Raw genomic sequence first — 21,092 nt, 5'->3', positions numbered from 1 at the left:
AAACAAGATGTTTAGTAGGTTTACGGAGAAAAAAGCGTTCCGAAGGAAACAGGCATCAGGAAACAACTAGAAATTCTAAAACACTATTGACATATAAACCTAGTAGGTATATAATCTGCAACATAGTAACATATTAAATTAGTAGGAATTAAAAAACAACAAGTACTTCAAGGACGGCGGAGTGTTCGACAAGATATATGAGAAGAAGTGATTAAGGGAAGGGGAAACGACAGAATGAAAGAGAAGAAAAGAAAGAAAAAAAGAGTAATACCGGGCTTTGGTCTTTCATTTGGAATAACAATTGCTATGTTAGGATTCATTGTTGTTATCCCTTTATGTACCCTTGTGATATTCTCGGCAAAGCTGTCGTTTACGGAATTCATAACGACAGTTACAAGGCCGAGAGTGCTTTCAAGCTACAGAGTAAGTCTTCAGACAGCGTTAATCGCGGCACTTATAGATGCTGTGATGGGAACTATACTTGCATGGGTTCTTGTAAGATATAATTTCCCGGGAAAGCAGATTATGAATGGAATAATAGAACTTCCATTTGCACTGCCGACAGCTGTTGCGGGTATAGCACTTACACATCTGACAACAACCAACGGCTGGCTTGGAGCAATCTTTGCAAAATTCGGAATAAAGATTGCATATACAAGGCTGGGAATTATATTCGCACTTATATTCGTTGGAATACCATTCGTAGTGAGGGCTGTCCAGCCGGTGTTAGAAAAGGTGGATATCCAGTACGAGGAGGCAGCCAACATGCTTGGAGCAACCAACAGGCAGACAGTATGCAGGGTAATACTTCCAGAGATACTTCCAGCACTTATCGGAGGATTCACAATGTCGTTTGCAAGAGGCCTTGGCGAATACGGAAGTGTCGTATTCATAGCAGGAAATACACCGTATGAGACAGAGATAGCGCCGCTTATGATTATGTCAAAGCTTCAGGAATATGATTACGCAAGTGCAACATCAATAGCACTTGTAATGCTTTTCATCGCATTTATTATTCTCTTTATAAATGCAGTGTTACAGAGCAGGACATCAAAGATTGTAAGTGGAATTTCATAGAAAGGGGTTAGTGTATGAATATAAGAAAAGATTCAGGTCCGTTAAAATGGATTCTAATAGGTATAAGTGTGTTGTTTTTATTTGTGATGCTTATTCTGCCCCTCAGTTATGTAATGTACACAGCATTTTCTAAGGGCATAAAGGTATTTCTGGCAGCAGTTACCGACAAATACGCACTTCATTCAATCAAGCTGACAATAGAAGTTTCACTTATCGCTGTTGTGTGTAACACATTTTTTGGAATATTTGCTTCATGGCTTATTACGAAATTCCAGTTTAAGGGCAAGAAGATTATATCTACTTTAATAGATTTACCACTCACAGTTTCACCGATTATAGCAGGTCTTATATATGTGCTTACATTCGGTAGACAGAGTTTTATATATCCATATCTTAAGGCTATGGGAGTAAGAATTATATTCGCAGTTCCGGGTATCGTGCTTGCGACTATATTTGTAACGTTTCCATTCATATCAAGGGAGCTGATACCGGTTCTTACATCGCAGGGAACTGACGAGGAGGAAGCTGCAGCGCTTATGGGTGCTAACGGCTGGACTATATTCTGGAAAGTAACCTTTCCACATATCAAATGGCCACTTCTTTACGGAATTGTTTTGTGTACAGCAAGAGCGATGGGCGAATTCGGAGCAGTATCCGTGCTTTCAGGACATTTAAGGGGAAGAACTAACACGATGCCGCTTTATATTGAGCTTCTGTATCAGGGATATGATTTTACGGGAGCATTTGCAGTGTCAGCGATTCTGGTGCTGATGGCGGTTATTATACTTGTACTAAGGAGTGTTCTTGAGTACAAGGGAGAGCAGGCAGCAAAGGCAGAGAAAGAGCAGCAGGAAGGATAGAAACGCACTACAACAGAAAGGCGGAACAGATTATGGCAGAATTACAGCAGGAAACAGACAAATATGTAGAGCTTCGTAATATCAATAAGACATATGGCACATTTAAAGCCTCGAATAATATTAATATCGGGATTGGGAAGGGCAAGCTTATTGCACTGCTTGGACCTAGCGGAAGCGGCAAAACTACCATCTTAAGAATGATAGCAGGCCTTGAGACTGCGGATTCAGGTGATATTATTATTGATGGTAAGGTTGTTAATGATGTGCCGGCAAGTAAGCGTGGAATAGGTTTTGTTTTCCAGAACTACGCACTTTTCAGATACATGACAGTGTATGATAACATTGCATTTGGATTAAAGGTCAATAAATGGAAAAAATCGGACATTAAGAAACGTGTTGATGAGCTTATTGAGCTTGTCGGACTTTCAGGCATGGCGAAAAGATACCCTAGCCAGTTATCAGGCGGACAGAGGCAGAGAGTAGCATTTGCAAGGGCATTAGCACCTAATCCTGAGCTTCTGCTCCTTGATGAACCATTTGCAGCGATTGATGCGAAAGTAAGACAGGAATTAAGAAGCTGGCTTCGTGACATGATTACAAAGGTTGGAATCACAAGTATATTCGTTACTCATGACCAGGATGAGGCAATTGAGGTTGCTGATGAAATTATTGTCACTAACAAGGGACATATAGAGCAGATTGGAACGCCAAGACAGATATACAGAGAGCCCGAGACAGCATTTATGGCGGAATTCATGGGACATCCGGTACATGTTGACCGGATTAATAAGATTAAAGGTTTTAACCAGCTTGACGATTCTGTTAAGGCGGTATTAAGACCTGAGAATGTCAACATCACAAGGCTTGATGAGAAGGTTGATTCAGCCGCTTCTGTTGAAAAGGGCGTGGTTGTAGGCAAGCTTTTCATGGGCAAGGAAGTCGAGATAACTGTCAATGTCAACGGTATAGAGGTTGTCGGAACAAGAAATGTTGAGGAAGCTCCGATAAAGAAGGGCGAGGAAGTAAATGTATTTATTCACCGCGCATTTACTTACGGCGCAGACGGAATTGTCAACATTGTTGAAAATGCAAATAAGTTTGAAGACTGGATGGTTATCTAAAATACTTAACAAAATTAAAAGAAATTGATTTGGAACGTTTTAAATATGTGAGTTATACCTAATTTTATTAAAAAATTTAAGAAAAATTAACAAATTTTTAATTTTGTTATTGACAAATTACTTACAAAGGAATATTTTAATGTACAAATCAACAGTCAAATGCGAAGAACAGGAAATGACTTCTTCATATCACCGCTCACAGAAAGCCGTCAGTTGATGAGAGACGGCAGCAAGGAATGATTAAGCCCTCACCTGCAAGCAGTTCTGGTGAAAGACAGGCAGATGTCTAGTAGTTGGAACCGGTACCCATCGTTAAAAGGGCATGCCATAAGGTTGAAATTGCTGAGTGGCAGTAGAGTGGTCGGAGTATCCGGCAAGCAAAGTGGTAACGCGGAAGTAGAAATAATATACCTTCGTCTTTGCACATAATCCAGTGATGGATTAGTGCATCGACGAAGGTTTTTTTGTGCGAGTAGCGATGAGGATGGAACAACGGGAATTTGATGTATGCTTGCATACAATCAGATTCATGTTGGAACATACGAGGAGCACCGCGACAATGTCAGAACGCAGTTCTGACATATGAGCTACGAGCTATGGAAGCACTGAGAATCATAGCACCGCTTCCACTGCGTTTGACTGGTGAAATATATTTTTATAGGAGAGTGACATTATGAACACATTAGTAATCGTGCTTATCGCGGCAGTTGTACTTTTTGGTGCATACATGGTTTATGGTCGTTGGTTAGCAAAGAAATGGGGTATCGACCCTAAGGCAGAGACACCAGCCGTTAAATATAACGACGGTAAAGATTTCGTTCCAACTAATGGCTGGACAGTTTTCAGTCATCAGTTCTCATCAATTGCAGGAGCAGGTCCTGTAACAGGTGCTATTCAGGCAGCAGCATTTGGATGGTTACCAGTTTTACTCTGGATCCTCATCGGTGGTGTATTCTTCGGAGCAGTTACAGACTTTGGTGCACTTTATGCCTCAGTTAAGAATGAAGGTAAGTCAATGGGTATGATCATTGAGAAGTACATCGGTAAGTTTGGCCGTAAGATTTTCTTACTTTTCTGCTGGTTATTCACACTTATCGTTATTGCAGCATTTGCAGATATGGTTGCAGGTACATTTAATGCTTACACAGTAAATGCTGATGGTGCTACTGTTTTATCAGCAGCAGCTAAGACAAATGGTTCAGCTGGTATGGTATCTATCATGTTTATGGTATTTGCCGTAGTATTCGGTCTTATCCAGAAGAAGTTAAATCTTTCAGGCTGGAAAGAAGCAGTACTTGGTATTGTGTTTATTATCGCAGCATTTGCTGTTGGTATGTTTTTCCCACTTGAGTTCAACAAAGATGTATGGAGTTATATCACATTTGTATATATCTTCTTCGCTGCAGTTATGCCAATGTGGTTAATGAAGCAGCCTCGTGACTATATGACAACATTCATGTTTATCTGCATGATTGTAGGTGCAGCAGTTGGTCTTGTAGTTGCACATCCTTCAATGAATCTTCCTGTATATACGGGATTCAACAATGCAAAGCTTGGAACAATGTTCCCAATTCTTTTCGTAACTGTTGCATGTGGTGCTGTTTCTGGTTTCCACAGCCTTGTATCTTCTGGTACATCTTCTAAGACAGTTAATAACGAGAAGGATATGCTTAAGGTTGGTTACGGCGCAATGGTACTTGAGAGTTTACTTGCAGTACTTGCCCTTTGTGTTGCTGGTGCAGCTGCTACTAACGGAGCACTTCCAGCTAAGACACCATTCGCAATCTTCAGCAGTGGTGTAGCAGGATTCTTTGAAATGTTTGGTGTTCCAGTACATTTTGCAACAGTATTCATGACAATGTGTGTATCTGCTCTTGCTCTTACATCACTTGATGCAGTTGCCCGTATCGGTCGTATGAGTTTCCAGGAACTCTTCAGCGTAGATGATATGGAACATGCAGAAGGATGGAGAAAGTTATTGTGCAATACATACTTCTCAACAATCGTAACATTAGTATGTGGATTCATCCTTACTAAGATTGGATATGCTAATATCTGGCCATTATTTGGTTCAGCTAACCAGTTATTAAGCGCTCTTGTAATTCTTACACTCTGCGTATTCTTAAAGGTTACAGGACGAAGCAACAAAATGCTTTTCCCTCCTCTTATCATCATGCTTTGTGTAACATTTACAGCACTTGTACAGAGAACAATTGCAATGGTTAAGGCTATCAAGTTAGCAGCTTCTGTTACAATTCCTGCTGGACAGACATCTTGGGGAAGCGTATTCATCGCTAACGGACTTCAGCTTATAATTGCTATACTCCTTATTGTACTTGGTGTAATCATCGTAGTTAACTCAGTAAAGAGCTATGCAAAGAGCGAGAAGAACTCTGAGAAGGCAGCAGTTTAATTGGTCATTAAATATGTATGACGCAGGATATGTTAGTGGTACAGGCTTTCATGATTCCTGAGCTTAGTGGTAGTAAATGCCGCTATATACAAAGTTTTTTACAGGGCTTGAAATCAAACGCGCTTCGCTTGAACGAGATTTCAAGCCCTGAACTTTTGTATATAGCGGCATTAACTTCCACACAGCACAGGAATAAATCAAGCCCGCGCCACTAACATATCCTGCTGATATCATATTCAATACCAATAAAATAAAACATACCGGGGCAGTTATTCTGCTCCGGTATGTTTTGTCTTATCGGAAGGTGTTCCGATTTCTTCTATCATATTGTCGTCAATCTGGATATCTGCGAGAGTGTATTGTTCTGGTGCTTCTTTTATGTTGCGGAAAACGTTACAGGTGCAGGTACTCTTTCTTATTATAATATGTCTTGCAATGGAGGCTGGTATATCTGCGCAGCCTTTATTATCATAGAACTGTGTCCATGGGTTGATGTTTATGAAGTTAAATATCTGTCCTCTGATATCTTCCAATGTAATATATTCATATATCTGTGGCGTGTCGGGACGCATTTTCAGCCAGAGCAGATTGTAACCTGAGTCGACCTTGATGTGACGCATTATTATATTCTTATTGTGTATGGATTCTGAGCCACATGTAAGGCATCCATGGCAGAATTCAAATGTGCAGTCCTCAATAATTATGCGTTCATTAGTGCCATTGTCCGGGTTACTGTCAGCAAATGGTCCTTTGCCGCCTTTTAAAGCAACTGCGTCATCATTTACATTAATTGTGCAGCCTTTAATAAGAATATCAGTGCAGGCGTCAATGTCTATTGCGTCAGTGCTAGGTGCTTTGACAGGCGCAGAGGGGCTTGTAATGCGGCAGTTAAGGTAACGTACATGAGAACATCTATATAGGTGATTAGTCCAGAACTGCGAATTACTAATGTGCAATCCGGCAACAGTAACATTGGTACATCTTTCCATATAGATAAGCCTTGCACGCTGTTCGTCTTTGTTGGTGCAGTCGGGATTCCAGGTTCTTCGCTGCCAGAAGGCTTTCCAGCTTCGTAAGCCGTTACCGTCTATCGTTCCATTACCGCACAATGTAAAGCCATCAATTCCAGAAGCGTTGATAAGTGCGGCAAAATACAGACAGGTTTCACCTTCTATTCTTGTTTCACAGACCGGATAATCGCTGATGTCGTCACTTCCCATAAGTGTTGCATCGTCTTCAATATATAGATTAACTCCCTGTCTGAAAAATAAAGCTCCAGTCATGTATGTACCATGCGGAATAACGATTACACCGCCACCAGCATTGTATACAAGGTCTATCAGCTTCTGGAAATTAGCAGTGTATATTCTGCCGTCATCATGTATACCATAATCTGTAATAATATATTGCTTTCCCAGTTTGGTGAGTTCTGGAATGCTGGTATTGTGAAACCAGCCATCGACGGGCGTTCCGTCTGGGAAAATGTCTGAATGTATAGTGCACATATTTATAACCCCGTTTCTATTTGTTAGAAAATATGATAAATGTTTTGCAGACAAATCACAATATTTTATGGAAAATATTGTGATTTTATGAGCGTTTATTCATTCTTTAATTTGAACCGGATAGACGCTTTTTGTCCGGTTTCAAAAAATGAAAAAATTTACATTTTCGAAACCGGGGCCATATGAAAATCATTACATGAGATGCATAATTCTTCCTGTTTTCCACATACTACCCATACATTATAAATTATGGAAAGTATGTAAAAATCAGGAGGAATTATTAATATGAAAGCCACAGGAATTGTAAGAAGGATAGATGATTTAGGCAGAATTGTCATTCCAAAGGAGATAAGAAGGACACTTCATATAAGGGAAACTGACCCGATGGAGATATTTACGGATGCCGAGGGGCAGATTATCTTGAAAAAATATTCCCCGATAGGGGATATTAGCACATTTGCAGGAAAATATGCAGAATCACTGTCGGATGCGACCGGAATGACAGTATGTATAACTGACAGGGAACAGGTTATTGCTGCATCAGGTGACGATAAGAAGAATCTGATGAATAAGCCTGTCACAAAGGAGCTTAATCAGGCGATGGAGGGAAGATGTACCATTGCTGCAGGTGAAGGAGAGGATGGCTTTGTGAAAGTCACTGATGAGGCGCAGTTTAAGCAGGAAATTATGTATCCGATAATATGTCAGGGAGATGTTTTAGGTACTGTGCTTATGATGTCTATTGACATGAAGCCAAAGTTTACAGATAATGAAAAGAAAATGGTAAAGACGGCGGCTAACTTTTTAGGAAAGTACATGGAATCGTAGATGACTTGAGGCGGACTGGTTATACTTAAGGGATAGCAGGCTGGATTTACTAATGGATTAAGGAGAAGAACATGAGATTAGATAAATATTTAAAAGTATCAAGACTTATAAAGAGAAGGACTGTTGCCAACGATGCATGTGATGCAGGAAGAGTAATGGTTAATGACAAGGTTGTGAAGGCATCTTATGATGTTAAAGTCGGAGACATTATTGAAATCCAGTTTGGTAACAAAAATGTAAGAGCAAGGGTTACAGATGTCAAGGATACTGTTAAGAAAGAAGAGGCAAAGGAAATGTTTGAATATCTTTAATTCAAAGTACCTGTAATCATATATTGTGGTCATGCATATATTCTCATATAACGGAATGTCTATAAGGAGGTTATATGGAGGAGAAGGTCAGGGTAAGAAGACCACACAGACTGAATATGGAGGACCGTAAAAGAATTGATTTTACAGGAATAACGGATGTTGTTTCATTTGACCCGGTAAAGGTTGTGCTGGAATCAGATTACGGTCATATTACAATAAAGGGCGATGGTCTGCATGTAAACCGCCTATCAATCGAGAAGGGCGAGTTAGATATTGATGGAAGAGTTGATTCTATCTGCTATTCTGAATCTGGCATGAAGACGAAACAAGATTCATTCATGAGCAGGCTGCTCAGATGATAAGCCGTGTAATAGTGTGGGAGCTTTATGCACTGGCAGTGAGTTTCTTCAGAGGAGTATTACTTGCGTGGGTGTATGATAATATAAGAGTTTACAGAAGAATAATAAGACATAAAACAATAGTATTTATGAGCATAGAAGACATTGTATATGGAATATATGCAGGAATAAGTGTTTTTCTGATGTGTTTTAAAGTGTCAGATGGTATTATCCGCGGATTTATAATTATGGGAATAGCATCTGGTGCATTTCTTTACTTTAGATTCATCAGTGTGTTGTATATCCGATGGACAGTGAAGATTATAAAATTTTTACTAAAACCGGTATGTTTTATATTGAAAAATGTAGTCCATATTATTACAATACCAGTTAGAAACCTTAAAAGATATATAGAGCACAGGAATAAGATGCGTAAGAAGGATTCACAAGGGTGAGGATATATGAAATTAGAATCAAGAAGAGAGCGTGCAGAAAGGCTTAAAAGGCAGAGACGTTCAGCACTTGCAGGAATGGCTATTGCTATTGTTGTAGTTGTTGCACTTGGTATTGTTCTGTGGAGAGGCAAAACAGGACTTGTTGCGAAGAATGCTGACTATGAGGCACAGATAACAGAACTACAGTCACAGATAGATGATGAGAATAAAAGAAGTGATGAACTCTCAGAATATGAGAAGTACGTCAAGACGAAGAAGTTCGTGGAGGAGATTGCTAAGAACAAGTTCGGGCTTATATATCCAGATGAACTGATATTCAAGCCTAATAACAAGTAACATTTATAATAACGGATATTATGTCGGAGCAGGAAGATTTTATAAGACTTTCATGCTTCGACATTTTATTTATATGCAGTCATATATACTTCACATTGGTGTAGTGCCGGAAAGGAAGTGGATATGAATGAAACATACATATAAAGATGCCGGATATACATATACTATTAACCGTCTGCAGGAAACAGCCAGAACATTCAGGAATCTTGGCGACGCATACGGGGAGACCAACCAGAAGCAGAATGGATTTAAGAGACAGTTAATTCTCGTTGCTGACATATTAGAGGAATGTGTTGCAATGAATCTTAACGCCAGAGTGCCCGAAAAACAGGAGTACAGGCAGCTTGAGCGCAAATGTATGGCAGTGGGAATTTCAGTTAAGGATATAAAAGTAGTTGATGGAAAGAGACGCGAGATACTTGTAACTGCGAAAACATTTATGAAAGGATGCGTGTCTGAGAGGGTGTTGCGAGAGGCTGTGTCTGATGTGTTCAAGGTGAGGTTCTTTTCTAATCAGGATAACAGGGTGATTATAAATGAAGAGCCTAACCAGTATGTGTTCTATCAGGAAGATCGTTTCAGGATTCTTTCCGGTATGGCAAGAAAATGTAAAGAAGCAGAGAATACGAGTGGGGATAATTTCTTATTAAAAAGGCTTGGCTGTGGGAAAATGGTTGCGGCAATTGCGGATGGCTGCGGAAGCGGAAGAAGAGCATTTGCGGAGAGCAGAATGGTGATTGAACTTATGGAAAACTGCATAGAAGCTGGCTTTGAGGAAAAGACGGCAATTGATTTGATTAATTCAGCGTATATTGCAGGAACAACATTTAACAATCCTGTTACTATGGATATGAGCGTTATTGACTGTCAGGCAGGTGTTATTAACTGCATAAGCTTGGGGCTGTGTCTACATTTATTAAGAGGGACAACTGGGTTGAGATTATTAAGTCGACGACGCTGCCAATGGGCGTGCTTGACCAGGTGGATTATGACTGTACAACTAAGAAACTGTATGATGGAAATTATATTATAATGATAAGCGACGGGGTGCTTGATAATTTGTCCGGAGTCAACAAGGAGGAGCAGATGGTGGAGATTATTAATAATATAAATGTTAAGAAGCCGGCAAGCATTGCAAAGAAGATTCTTGAGATGTCACTGAAGAATCATAATATGGAGGCTTTTGATGATTGTACTGTTATGGTTCTTGGAGTGTTTGACACATATGTGAACGTATAATATAATTCTCGCATGAATGAAATTATAGATAAGATTTACAGATATATTGAACAGAATAATATGCTTACGGACTGCGAAAGAGTGGTTGTCGGACTTTCAGGTGGCGCTGATTCTGTGTGTCTGCTTATGGTGCTTAAGGGGTATATAGAGAGGAAGCATCTACAGACAGAATTATGTGCGGTGCATGTCAATCATGGCATAAGGCAGGAGGCTGGAGATGATGAGGAGTTTGCCAGAGCCTTGTGTGAACGCATGGGTGTTGAATTCATGGCGTATCATATAGATGCTGCCGGGCTTGCAAAGCAGCTTGGAATGAGTGTTGAGGAAGCAGGAAGAAAAGAACGATACCGTATATTCAATGAGGCATGTAAAGAGTGTAATGCAAGGATTGCGGTTGCACATCATATGAATGACCAGGCAGAAACAGTTCTTATGAATCTTTCACGCGGAACCTCACTTAAAGGAATAGGTGGAATCAGACCGGTAAGGGATAATATTATAAGGCCTCTGCTTTCAGTGACGAGAGCTGAGGTTGAGGAAGTGCTGAAAGGTTTTAACCAGCCATATGTTATAGATGCAACGAATCTGTGCAATGATTATACACGTAATTCTTTAAGAAATGTGGTTATTCCTTATATGACTGACAATATTAATTCACATACTGTTGAGAATATTGCCAGTGCTGCCAGTGAGCTGCAGCAGGATTTTGATTTTATTGAGTCAGAAGCGGACAAGGCTTATAACAAGTATGTTACTGAAGGAGATAATGTAGTTATTAAGCTGGATGGAGAAGAATTTGCAGGACTTCATGAAGTTATAAGAAGACGAGTTATCTACAGGGCAGTATATTATCTTACAAAAACTGCCAAGGATATATATAAGATACATGTCAATGCTGTTGATGCACTTGTTGGAAAGACAGTTGGCAGCAGTGCTGATATATGTTATGGCTTATGTGCTGTAAGAGAATATGACGATATTGTGGTTAGCAGTGAAAGAGTCAGCAGACAAGATAAGAATGAGCCACTGGAAGAATATGAACTTTCGGACGATGATATTGAAAAGCTTAAGGCTGGGCAGAAAGTAACAATTCAGGAAAATATTTATTATAATAATGAAACACTACAGATGAAAAGTGTGCAGATTGAGTTGTCACTTCATTCTAATTATGAAAAAAATCGAAATTACGCTAATAGCCGCTATGCTAAAGCCTTTGATTATGATAAAATATCAGGAAAGCCATGCATTAGAAAACGTATGGCTGGAGACAGAATTGTTATTAACAGAGAAGGAAATCAGCGCAAGCTAAAGAATGAATTTATTGACCGTAAAGTGCCGGAGAATATGAGGGACAATGTGCTTCTTGTATGTGATGATACCGGAGTTTTATGGGCTGTGGGGGTGCGACGAAGTGAACGTGCCCTGATTGATGATAATACACAGAATGTGCTGGAAGTAACTATACAGAAGAGAGAATATTAAGGTTGACAAAGGAGAGAAACGATGAAAGAACCATTTATCAGTGTCCTTATATCTGAGGAGAAGCTTAATGAAAGAATTGCACAGCTTGGAGAGCAGATAAGTAAAGACTATGAGGGTAAGGAGGTTAAACTTATTTGTATTCTTAAGGGAAGTATTATATTTACATGCGAGCTTGCCAAGAGAATTACTGTACCTGTTAAGTTTGATTTTATGCAGGTATCAAGTTATGGAAGCGGGACATCATCAAGCGGTCAGATTAAGATTAAGAAGGACCTTGATGAGAGCATTGAAGGAGAGCATGTTATTGTTATTGAAGATATTATCGATTCGGGTAATACACTGGCAAGACTTATGCCTATGTTAAAGGAGAGAAAGCCAGCAGATATATGTGTATGTACTCTGCTTGATAAGCCTGAGAGAAGAGAAGTTGAGGTTGAGGTTAAGTATAACGGCTTTAACATTCCTGACGAATTTGTTGTAGGATATGGCCTTGACTATGATCAGAGCTACAGAAATCTTCCATATGTTGGAGTTTTACATCTTGATGGAGAGGCATAATTAAATAAGGAGGAAGTGATGGATACTAAGAAAAGAAAATCTGGAGGATTTGGAAGCATTTTCTTCATGATTATTATAATTGGTATTATTTGGGCTGTAATTGCTCAGATGAGCCAGAGAACAAGTACTTATAAGTATAAAGATTTTGTATCTGACTTAAAGGATGACAAGGTAACAAGTGTTATTATCAGCCAGAATGCAGAAGTTCCAACCGGTACACTTACAATTACATTCTCTGATGGAAGCAGAGACTCACTTAATGTGTCTGATGTTGTTTCTGTTCAGGAGCTGCTCGACAATAAGGGAGTTGAGTATACTCTTAAGGATGTTAAGAGAGACAGTATCTGGATGACAACTATTCTGCCATTTGGTATGTGCCTTATCGTTGTTGTTGCACTTATGATGATGATGACAAGACAGGCCGGTGGTGGTGGTAACGCCAAGATGATGAATTTTGGTAAGAGCCGTGCGAGAATGATAAGTGGTGATGCCAATAAGGTTACATTTAAGGATGTAGCCGGACTTAATGAAGAGAAAGAGGAACTTGAAGAGATTGTAGATTTCCTTAAAGACCCTGTAAAATACACTAACCTTGGAGCGAGAATTCCTAAGGGTGTTATTCTTACAGGTCCTCCGGGAACAGGTAAGACTCTTCTTGCCAAAGCTGTTGCGGGTGAAGCGGGAGTACCTTTCTTTAGCATATCGGGTTCTGATTTTGTTGAGATGTTCGTTGGTGTCGGTGCATCAAGAGTAAGAGATATGTTTGAGGAGGCTAAGAAGAATGCCCCTTGTATCATATTTATTGACGAGATTGATGCTGTTGCAAGACGAAGAGGAACTGGTATGGGTGGCGGACATGATGAGAGAGAGCAGACTCTTAACCAGATGCTTGTAGAGATGGATGGTTTCGGAGTTAATGAAGGAATTATCGTTATGGCGGCTACTAACAGAGTTGATATTCTTGATCCTGCTATATTAAGACCAGGTCGTTTCGACAGAAAGGTAGTCGTAGGCAGACCTGATGTAAGAGGTCGTCTTGAGATTCTTAATGTCCATGCAGCCAAGAAGCCATTAGGTGATGATGTTGATCTTGAGAGCCTTGCAAGAACTACAGCAGGCTTTACAGGTGCAGATCTTGAGAATATTCTTAATGAAGCCGCTATTAATGCAGCCAAGAGCAAGAGAAAGTTCATTACTAACGCAGATGTCAATTATGCATTTGTAAAGGTTGGAATTGGCGTTGAGAAGAGAAGCAAGATTATATCAGAGAAAGAAAAGAAAATTACAGCATACCACGAATCAGGTCATGCAATTCTTTTCCATGTACTTCCTGATGTCGGACCTGTACACACTATCTCTATTATTCCAACAGGAATGGGAGCAGCAGGTTATACAATGCCACTTCCTGAGAAGGATGAAATGTTTAATACCAAGGGTAAGATGTTACAGAATATTATTGTAAGCCTTGGTGGACGAGTTGCTGAGGAGCTGATATTTGATGATATTACAACAGGTGCGTCACAGGATATCAAGCAGGCAACTGCGACAGCAAGAGATATGGTTACCAAGTATGGCTTCTCTGACAGACTTGGTCTTATCAATTATGCAAGCAGTGATGAAGATGAGGTATTCATTGGAAGAGACCTTGCACATACAAGACCATATGGCGAGGATATTGCTACAGCCATTGATGAAGAGGTTAAGAACATTATTGATGACTGTTATGCACAGGCTAAGAAGATAATATCTGAGCATATGGATGTATTAGAGAAGAGTTCAGAACTTCTTCTTGAAAAAGAAAAGGTAACAAGAGAAGAATTTGAAGCGCTTTTTGATAATGGAAGCGGTACAGATGATGATGGTATTATGGGAACAACAATTGTATAGTAAATATGCACAAAAATTTTGAATAAATTTAGTGATGTTTGTGAACACTTATTGAGGGAAATAAGATATTATAATTAATGTAAAAACCCCCAATACATTATAGATAAAGCAGTAATGCTTATCGAAAAGAAATACCTTCTCTGAAAAAGGCAGTCACCCCATGGCTGCCTTTTTTGCTACCCATAAAAGCCTTTTTGCTTGCTAAATTGTACTTTTAGATATAAAATCAGAATAGTATATGCTAAGGAGGATTCTCTATGAGAATAACCGAGGAAATGGGAAACTTAGCTGCCTGGGAAAAACGTATTTTTTATACATGCAGTGCAAGGCCGACGCTACATCCAAGAGCGTTGTTTTCGGATGTTACTAATGATTACAGAAGTCCGGCAGAGCCAATGCCTGGAGATGAAGTAACGATACGACTGCGTACTGGCAGATATAATGTAGATAAAGCATATCTTGTTGTTGATAATGTCGAGCATGTTATGACAAGAGTCAGAAGCGAGAGTATGTTTGATTATTATGAGGCTAAGATTAATGTTGGAACAGAGAAAATGTATTATTATTTCCGCGTTGAGCTTGGCAGGACAGTGTGTTTTTACAACCAGATAGGAGCAATTAAGGATCTTAACGAATATTATAATTTTCAGATCACACCAGGATTTAAGACACCAGAGTGGGCAAAGGGTGCAGTTATGTACCAGATATTTGTTGACAGATTCTATAATGGAGATAAGAGTAATGATGTGCTTGATGATGAATATAACTATATAGGGGAGCATGTCTGTCAGGTTAAAGACTGGAATAAGTATCCTGCACAGATGGGAATAAGAGAGTTTTATGGAGGCGACCTGCAGGGTGTACTTGATAAGCTTGATTATTTACAGGATTTGGGCGTTGAAGTTATATATTTTAATCCTTTGTTTGTATCCCCATCTAATCACAAGTATGATATACAGGATTATGATTATATTGATCCACATTTTGGAAAGATTGTCGAGGACGAGGGAGAACTTTTAAGACCGGGAGACAATGACAATACACATGCTACAAGATATATTAACAGAGTTACTAGAAAGGCTAATCTTGAAGCAAGCAATGAGTTCTTTGCCAAAGTAGTAGAGGAAATTCATGCAAGAGGCATGAAGGTTATCATAGATGGTGTATTTAATCACTGTGGTTCCTTTAATAAATGGATGGATAAAGAACACATTTATAGAGACAGCACTGATGAGTATGAGCCGGGAGCATACGAGAAGTATGAGAGTCCTTATCATAATTTCTTCAAGTTCTTCTCAAACCAGTGGCCGGATAATAATTCATATGATGGCTGGTGGGGGCATGATACTCTTCCTAAGCTCAATTATGAAGGGTCTAAGGAGCTTGAGGAGTATATTCTTTCTATCGGAAGAAAATGGGTTTCAGCTCCTTATAATGTAGATGGTTGGAGACTGGATGTAGCTGCCGACCTTGGATACAGCCCAGAATATAATCATTATTTCTGGAAGAGATTCCGTGAGGAAGTAAAGAAGGCTAATCCTGACGCGGTTATTCTTGCAGAACATTATGGAGACCCATATAGCTGGTTACAGGGTGATGAATGGGATACTGTAATGAATTATGATGCTTTTATGGAACCTATAACATGGTTTCTGACAGGTATGGAGAAGCATAGTGATGAGGCAAGACCTGATAAATATGGTAATCCGGATTATTTCTTTGGAGCGATGCATCATAATATGGCAAGAATGGGTGGACAGAGCACATCGATATCTATGAATGAGTTGTCTAATCATGATCATTCGAGATTCTTAACCAGAACTAACAGAACAGTTGGAAGAACTAACACGCTTGGACCTGAAGCTGCCAATAATAATATTAATAAGTCAGTATTTAAGGAGGCAGTTGTTATTCAGATGACATGGCCTGGTGCACCTACAGTGTATTATGGAGATGAAGTGGGAGTATGTGGCTTTACAGATCCTGATAATAGAAGAACTTATCCTTGGGGCCAGGAGGATAAGGAACTTATTGATTTTCATAAGGCAGTAATAAGAATGCATAAAGAGAACGAAGTATTAAGAACGGGCTCATATAAATCATTGTATTCAGCTTATAATGTTATTGCATATGGACGATTTAGCAAAGATGATGCAGCAATTATTATTATTAATAATAATGAGGATGAGGTAAGGGCGAAGATTCCTGCGTGGGAAGTCGGACTTGGGTTTGATGATGATGTGGAACAGCTTATGGTTACATTTGAAGGAGGATACAGCACCGACAGGCTTGGGTACCATCTTCAGAATGGCTGGCTGGACATAGGCTTAAGGAAGACATCAGCAGTGGTTCTTCATAAGATGCAATGGTAAAGATGTTGTTTATGTTGTATTTGCACATGTGAATGACTAATGTTATAATACAACAGTATAGCGTCGAAACAGAAAGGAATATTTTAATGGAATCATATAATTCTAATAATGATAGACCAAAGATAAGTCTGAACCGCAAGAAAAGAATGTGGAACAGATACAGAAATTATGTTATTGGATTAATAATACTTGTAGTTGCAGTTATTATATTTGCAGTTGTACTTAAGAGTTGCAGCGGTAAGAATGGTGGCAAGGATGATAATAATACAACAGCTCCTGTAAAGCAGGAAAGCACACAGGGTGTACAGGATGAGACACAGCGTTCGGATAATTCTTCACAGGAAGCATCGCAGCAGACAACGCAGGCTGCTTCTGGAAGAAGTTTAGCTGTTTCAGGAACACCACAGAGTGAAGATTACACATCTTCAGCAGCTTACAGTAAGTCAGTATTTATCGGAGATTTCGTAGTAAGCGGAATTTCGCAGTTTGGATTTGTGGCAGATTCACAGGTTATATCATCTAATTCAATGACGAGTGACAAGCTTACAGGATATCTTGATGATATTGTATCCCAGTCACCTGATTCTGTGTATATTATGGTTGGTATTAACGACCTTAATTATGGAAGCAGATCAGTGGATGATATATATAAGTATGAGAAAGAATTTATAGAAGCTGTGAAGAGTGCCCTTCCATCAGCTAATGTATATGTTCTTTCAGTACTTCCAATAAGCCAGAGATTCGAATCTTCAAGTAAGGTCAAACAGGCTAATATTGATTCACTTAACGGCATGTTCTCAGAGAATGCATCAACACTTGGTATAACATATATCGATGTGGCAACTGTATTTAAGGATGGTTCGGGATATTTTGGATCTTCTTATACAGATAGTGGATATAATCTTAAGAGTGGCTATTATGCATTTATGCTTAATGGAATTGCAGGAGTGAAGTAATGGATTTTCATGTTATGACTTTGTTTCCTGATATGATAACAGATGGACTTAATACAAGTATAACCGGTAGAGCTATTAAAGCTGGAGTTATGTCTGTTACCGCACATGATATCAGGGACTATTCTAATGATAAGCATTTAAAGGTAGATGATTATCCTTATGGCGGTGGTGCAGGAATGGTTATGAGAGCTGCTCCTGTATGCGACTGCTATGAGGATATTGTCAGAAGTATTGGAAAAAGGCCAAGGGTTATATATATGACCCCACAGGGATATACATTTACACAGAGTATGGCAGAGGAATTCGCAAAAGAAGACAATCTTGTTATTCTGTGTGGTCATTATGAAGGAATTGACGAGAGAGCATTGGAGAATATAGTTACGGATTATGTATCTATAGGAGATTATGTTCTTACGGGTGGAGAATTACCAGCAATGGTCGTAATTGATACAGTTTCAAGACTTGTACCAGGAGTTCTTAATAATGAGGAATCTGCTGAAACAGAGAGCTTTTCTGATGGTCTGCTAGAGTATCCGCAATATACAAGACCGGCAGATTATAATGGGAAAGCTGTTCCAGAAGTACTTTTGTCAGGACATCATGCCAATATTGAAAAGTGGAGACATGAGAAGTCTTTGGAGAGAACCAGAAAATTCAGACCTGACCTGTATGAAGCTTATATAAAGGAGCATCCTGAGGAGTCGAGGTAAAATAGGGAGAGGACACTATTAATCACAAGACAGGGGTTTACTTATGGTAGATTTGATTAGATTGGAGGCTGGCAGTTTAGACCTCCTTATTGATGAGAAAATGACTATTGTAACAATGGATAAAAACTTCGAAGTTATTTCGGGTAATAAGGCCATGCTCATATATACAAGATATATTCATCCTGATGATGTCAGCAGATTTACGGATGCTATCAGAGATTGCAGTGAAGTAAGCAAATATATTGTTATAAGAATGCTATATCAGACAGGTGAATATCACTGGATGCTTACTAGAATTATAGATGGCGGCGTATCTGAGGAGAGAGGACATCTGTATAGAATAAGCATCATTGATACGGCATCAATAACATCACAGATAGATGATCTTAATGCCAGAATGGATAGATATTCAAGTTATCTTGGAATGTGTGAGAATGTTTTTTTCTCATATGATATTATTAAGGATGACTTTAATATTTTTATGATTTCAGATGGTCAGCAAACGATGTCTTTTTATGAAGGTTCAGTAGAACATTGGAAAGATTATAAGATTAATACTGACGCACTTGATAATCAGGCAGTACAGGAGCTTGAAGCATTTATTGCAGCACTTATCAATGGAGAGAAATTCTTTAAAAGAGAGATTACAATTAGTGTGCTCAATAATATAGGAAGACTTGACAGATGTCTTGTAAGAGGTAAGACAATTATTGATAATTCAGGCAATAAGGTTGTTATAGGAACCATTAATATTTTAGAAAGTTCTGACAATCATGTGGTCGAAGAACTCAGTATTATCTCTGATATGAAAGACCCAGGAACAGATCTTCTTAATAAGCGGGCGATAACAGATTATGTAAGAAAACTTATAGATTCCAAGCCAGGTCATAATGTAACAATTGCTATTATTGACGTAGATGATTTTAAGACTATCAATGATACATATGGTCATATGTTTGGTGATGAGGTGCTTTACAAAGTCGCTGATATTCTAAGAGATGCTGTTGGATGCAGAGGCTTGTGTGGGCGTATAGGCGGCGATGAGATGTTTATTGTCATGGAAGGTCTTAATGATGATGAGGGAATCAGAAGCGTATTAAGAACTGTCCGTAATAACATTAAGTGGCTGTATCATGATGATTCCCGTAATATTAAGATAACCTGCTCTATTGGTTCAGCAACCTATCCCGGAGATGCAGATAATTACAATGAACTATTCAAGATAGCAGATAAGGTATTATATCTGGCAAAGGAAAAAGGAAAAGACAGATATATTATATATCATGAAGATATACATAAAGCTTATGCGTATGGTATGGGAAAAATAGGTGATATTGACGAAAAAGCATTTTACAAATACCATAAGATGGATGTTGTTAATACTATTATCAGAGGATTCAGAGATGCAGATGCCAAGAGAAGGAATGAAATGTTAGATATTGTTGCAGTTGCATTTAATATTGATTCAATTGTTATATATGACCGTGCAGAGATGAAAAATTATATTCTTTATGGGGACGAGCGTATGTCAGATGATGATGGAAGCTTTTTCAATAGAGATAATTATATTCCTAACTTCAGGGAAGATGGTATATTTGTAATTGACAACATCAATTTCTTTGAGACTAAAGCACCAACTATGTATAATGTATATTCAGGTTATGGAATAATTCAGTCAATCCAGTACATAATTGGTGGTGATATTAAGAAGAATAATAATATCATAGCTTATGGAAGATACAAGCTTGACAAGAAATGGGCAGAGAACGATGCCAATTTCCTTGCCATAATAGGAGATTATATTGGAAGAGTGTTCCTGAAAGAGAGAATGTAATGATTAACAGATATGTTGCACTGGATATAGAGACTACAGGTCTTAATCCTGCTGTAGACAGAATTATAGAAGTTGGAATGGCAAGGGTTGAGAATGACTGTATAACAGAAAAGTACTCAACACTGGTATATCCGGGAATAAGTATAAGTGAGCGTATAACCGGACTTACAGGTATACATAATGATGATCTGATTGGTAAACCGCGTATAGAGGATATCATAGGGGATATAACAACATTTATAGGTGACTGGCCGATACTCGGACATAATGTTATATTTGATTTCAGTTTTCTTAAGAAGGCAGCTGTTAATAGCGGACTGACTATCAATGATGATGGAATCGACACGTTAAAGATATCAAGAAGGCTTCTTCCAGAGGCAGAGCATAAGAATCTGTCTTTCTTATGTGAATATTTTAATATAGATCCGGGAAGGTCACACAGAGCATATGATGATGCAGTAAGTGCAAGTATGCTATATGGTAAGCTGGAAAAGTTAAAGCCGGATGATGAAGGATTTAACCATACAATGAAACTTGTCTATACAGTCAAGAAAGATTCGCCGATAACTCCCGCCCAGAGAAGATATCTTGCGGCACTTGTGCATAAGCATAATATTAATCTTGAGATTCCAGTTGAAGAGATGACCAAAAGTATTGCTTCAAGGCAGATAGATACAATCATAGCACAGTATGGAAAATAATCCGTACTGTGCTATAATTAATTAAATCTGATATTTTGTTGGAGGTAAAATTATGATTAATTTTAATAATAAGAAAACTAAAAGATGGTTCACAGGAATATTAATAATG

The 21,092-nt window shown here is 38.8% G+C and carries 18 protein-coding genes and 1 pseudogene; 18 read left to right on the top strand and 1 reads right to left on the bottom strand.

Going from position 1 to position 21,092, the window contains the following annotated elements:
* Nucleotides 1–234: 234 nt before the first annotated feature.
* The 4 genes from cysT to DW963_RS08870 all read left to right on the top strand — a co-directional run bounded on the left by cysT (nt 235) and on the right by DW963_RS08870 (nt 5,471).
* Nucleotides 235–1,077 carry a sulfate ABC transporter permease subunit CysT gene (gene cysT / locus DW963_RS08885; protein ID WP_117915196.1) on the top strand — a complete coding sequence of 281 codons (843 nt, stop codon included), beginning with the start codon at nt 235–237 and terminating at the stop codon, nt 1,075–1,077.
* Between the two features lie 14 nt (nt 1,078–1,091).
* Entirely contained in the window at nt 1,092–1,937 is an 846-nt protein-coding gene (cysW, locus tag DW963_RS08880) for a sulfate ABC transporter permease subunit CysW (protein ID WP_117915178.1), read from the top strand.
* A gap of 32 nt (nt 1,938–1,969) precedes the next feature.
* Nucleotides 1,970–3,058 carry an ABC transporter ATP-binding protein gene (locus DW963_RS08875; RefSeq protein ID WP_117915176.1) on the top strand — a complete coding sequence of 363 codons (1,089 nt, stop codon included), beginning with the start codon at nt 1,970–1,972 and terminating at the stop codon, nt 3,056–3,058.
* Nucleotides 3,059–3,731: 673 nt separating this feature from the next.
* Entirely contained in the window at nt 3,732–5,471 is a 1,740-nt protein-coding gene (locus DW963_RS08870; RefSeq protein ID WP_117915174.1) for a carbon starvation CstA family protein, read from the top strand.
* Nucleotides 5,472–5,740: 269 nt separating this feature from the next.
* Here DW963_RS08870 and DW963_RS08865 read toward each other — a convergent pair whose 3' ends face one another.
* Nucleotides 5,741–6,976 carry a glycoside hydrolase family 28 protein gene (locus tag DW963_RS08865; protein ID WP_117915172.1) on the bottom strand — a complete coding sequence of 412 codons (1,236 nt, stop codon included), beginning with the start codon at nt 6,974–6,976 and terminating at the stop codon, nt 5,741–5,743.
* Between the two features lie 285 nt (nt 6,977–7,261).
* Here DW963_RS08865 and DW963_RS08860 point away from each other — a divergent pair, with 285 nt between their 5' ends.
* The 14 genes and pseudogenes from DW963_RS08860 to DW963_RS08790 all read left to right on the top strand — a co-directional run bounded on the left by DW963_RS08860 (nt 7,262) and on the right by DW963_RS08790 (nt 20,983).
* On the top strand, nt 7,262–7,804 hold the full coding sequence (locus DW963_RS08860) for a stage V sporulation T C-terminal domain-containing protein (protein WP_117915170.1): 543 nt from the start codon (nt 7,262–7,264) through the stop codon (nt 7,802–7,804).
* 71 nt (nt 7,805–7,875) lie between these two features.
* On the top strand, nt 7,876–8,115 hold the full coding sequence (locus tag DW963_RS08855) for an RNA-binding S4 domain-containing protein (RefSeq protein WP_012740096.1): 240 nt from the start codon (nt 7,876–7,878) through the stop codon (nt 8,113–8,115).
* A gap of 74 nt (nt 8,116–8,189) precedes the next feature.
* Nucleotides 8,190–8,474: a sporulation protein YabP gene (gene yabP / locus DW963_RS08850; protein ID WP_117915168.1), complete on the top strand. Its 285-nt coding sequence runs from the start codon at nt 8,190–8,192 to the stop codon at nt 8,472–8,474.
* A complete protein-coding gene (gene yabQ / locus DW963_RS08845; RefSeq protein ID WP_117915166.1) occupies nt 8,471–8,908 on the top strand; it encodes a spore cortex biosynthesis protein YabQ in 438 nt (145 codons plus the stop codon). Before yabP ends, yabQ begins: the two co-directional genes overlap by 4 nt.
* Before the next feature lie 6 nt (nt 8,909–8,914).
* Nucleotides 8,915–9,244: an FtsB family cell division protein gene (locus DW963_RS08840; RefSeq protein ID WP_117915164.1), complete on the top strand. Its 330-nt coding sequence runs from the start codon at nt 8,915–8,917 to the stop codon at nt 9,242–9,244.
* 127 nt (nt 9,245–9,371) lie between these two features.
* Nucleotides 9,372–10,483 (top strand): annotated as a pseudogene (locus DW963_RS08835) (SpoIIE family protein phosphatase).
* 12 nt (nt 10,484–10,495) lie between these two features.
* Nucleotides 10,496–11,965: a tRNA lysidine(34) synthetase TilS gene (gene tilS / locus DW963_RS08825; protein WP_117915158.1), complete on the top strand. Its 1,470-nt coding sequence runs from the start codon at nt 10,496–10,498 to the stop codon at nt 11,963–11,965.
* A 21-nt stretch (nt 11,966–11,986) separates the two neighbouring features.
* Nucleotides 11,987–12,523, top strand: coding sequence for a hypoxanthine phosphoribosyltransferase (hpt, locus tag DW963_RS08820; protein WP_117915156.1), 537 nt, complete (start codon nt 11,987–11,989; stop codon nt 12,521–12,523).
* Between the two features lie 18 nt (nt 12,524–12,541).
* Nucleotides 12,542–14,410 carry an ATP-dependent zinc metalloprotease FtsH gene (gene ftsH / locus DW963_RS08815; RefSeq protein WP_117915154.1) on the top strand — a complete coding sequence of 623 codons (1,869 nt, stop codon included), beginning with the start codon at nt 12,542–12,544 and terminating at the stop codon, nt 14,408–14,410.
* 257 nt (nt 14,411–14,667) lie between these two features.
* Complete coding sequence (locus DW963_RS08810) at nt 14,668–16,782, top strand: glycoside hydrolase family 13 protein (protein ID WP_117915152.1); 2,115 nt, start codon at nt 14,668–14,670, stop codon at nt 16,780–16,782.
* Nucleotides 16,783–16,868: 86 nt separating this feature from the next.
* Nucleotides 16,869–17,738 carry a GDSL-type esterase/lipase family protein gene (locus tag DW963_RS08805; protein ID WP_158567411.1) on the top strand — a complete coding sequence of 290 codons (870 nt, stop codon included), beginning with the start codon at nt 16,869–16,871 and terminating at the stop codon, nt 17,736–17,738.
* Nucleotides 17,738–18,448 (top strand): tRNA (guanosine(37)-N1)-methyltransferase TrmD, encoded by a 711-nt coding sequence (gene trmD / locus DW963_RS08800; RefSeq protein ID WP_117915148.1) that lies wholly within the window; start codon nt 17,738–17,740, stop codon nt 18,446–18,448. Before DW963_RS08805 ends, trmD begins: the two co-directional genes overlap by 1 nt.
* A gap of 43 nt (nt 18,449–18,491) precedes the next feature.
* On the top strand, nt 18,492–20,282 hold the full coding sequence (locus DW963_RS08795) for a sensor domain-containing diguanylate cyclase (RefSeq protein WP_117915146.1): 1,791 nt from the start codon (nt 18,492–18,494) through the stop codon (nt 20,280–20,282).
* Nucleotides 20,282–20,983, top strand: coding sequence for a 3'-5' exonuclease (locus tag DW963_RS08790; RefSeq protein ID WP_117915144.1), 702 nt, complete (start codon nt 20,282–20,284; stop codon nt 20,981–20,983). The genes DW963_RS08795 and DW963_RS08790 overlap by 1 nt, the downstream gene beginning before the upstream one ends.
* Nucleotides 20,984–21,092: the final 109 nt, after the last annotated feature.

This window comes from Eubacterium sp. AM46-8, assembly GCF_003466705.1.
Taxonomy (GTDB): Bacteria; Bacillota; Clostridia; order Lachnospirales; family Lachnospiraceae; genus Lachnospira.
Note: the sequence above shows the minus strand (reverse complement) of the source record. Positions and strands in the feature narration are given on the sequence as shown.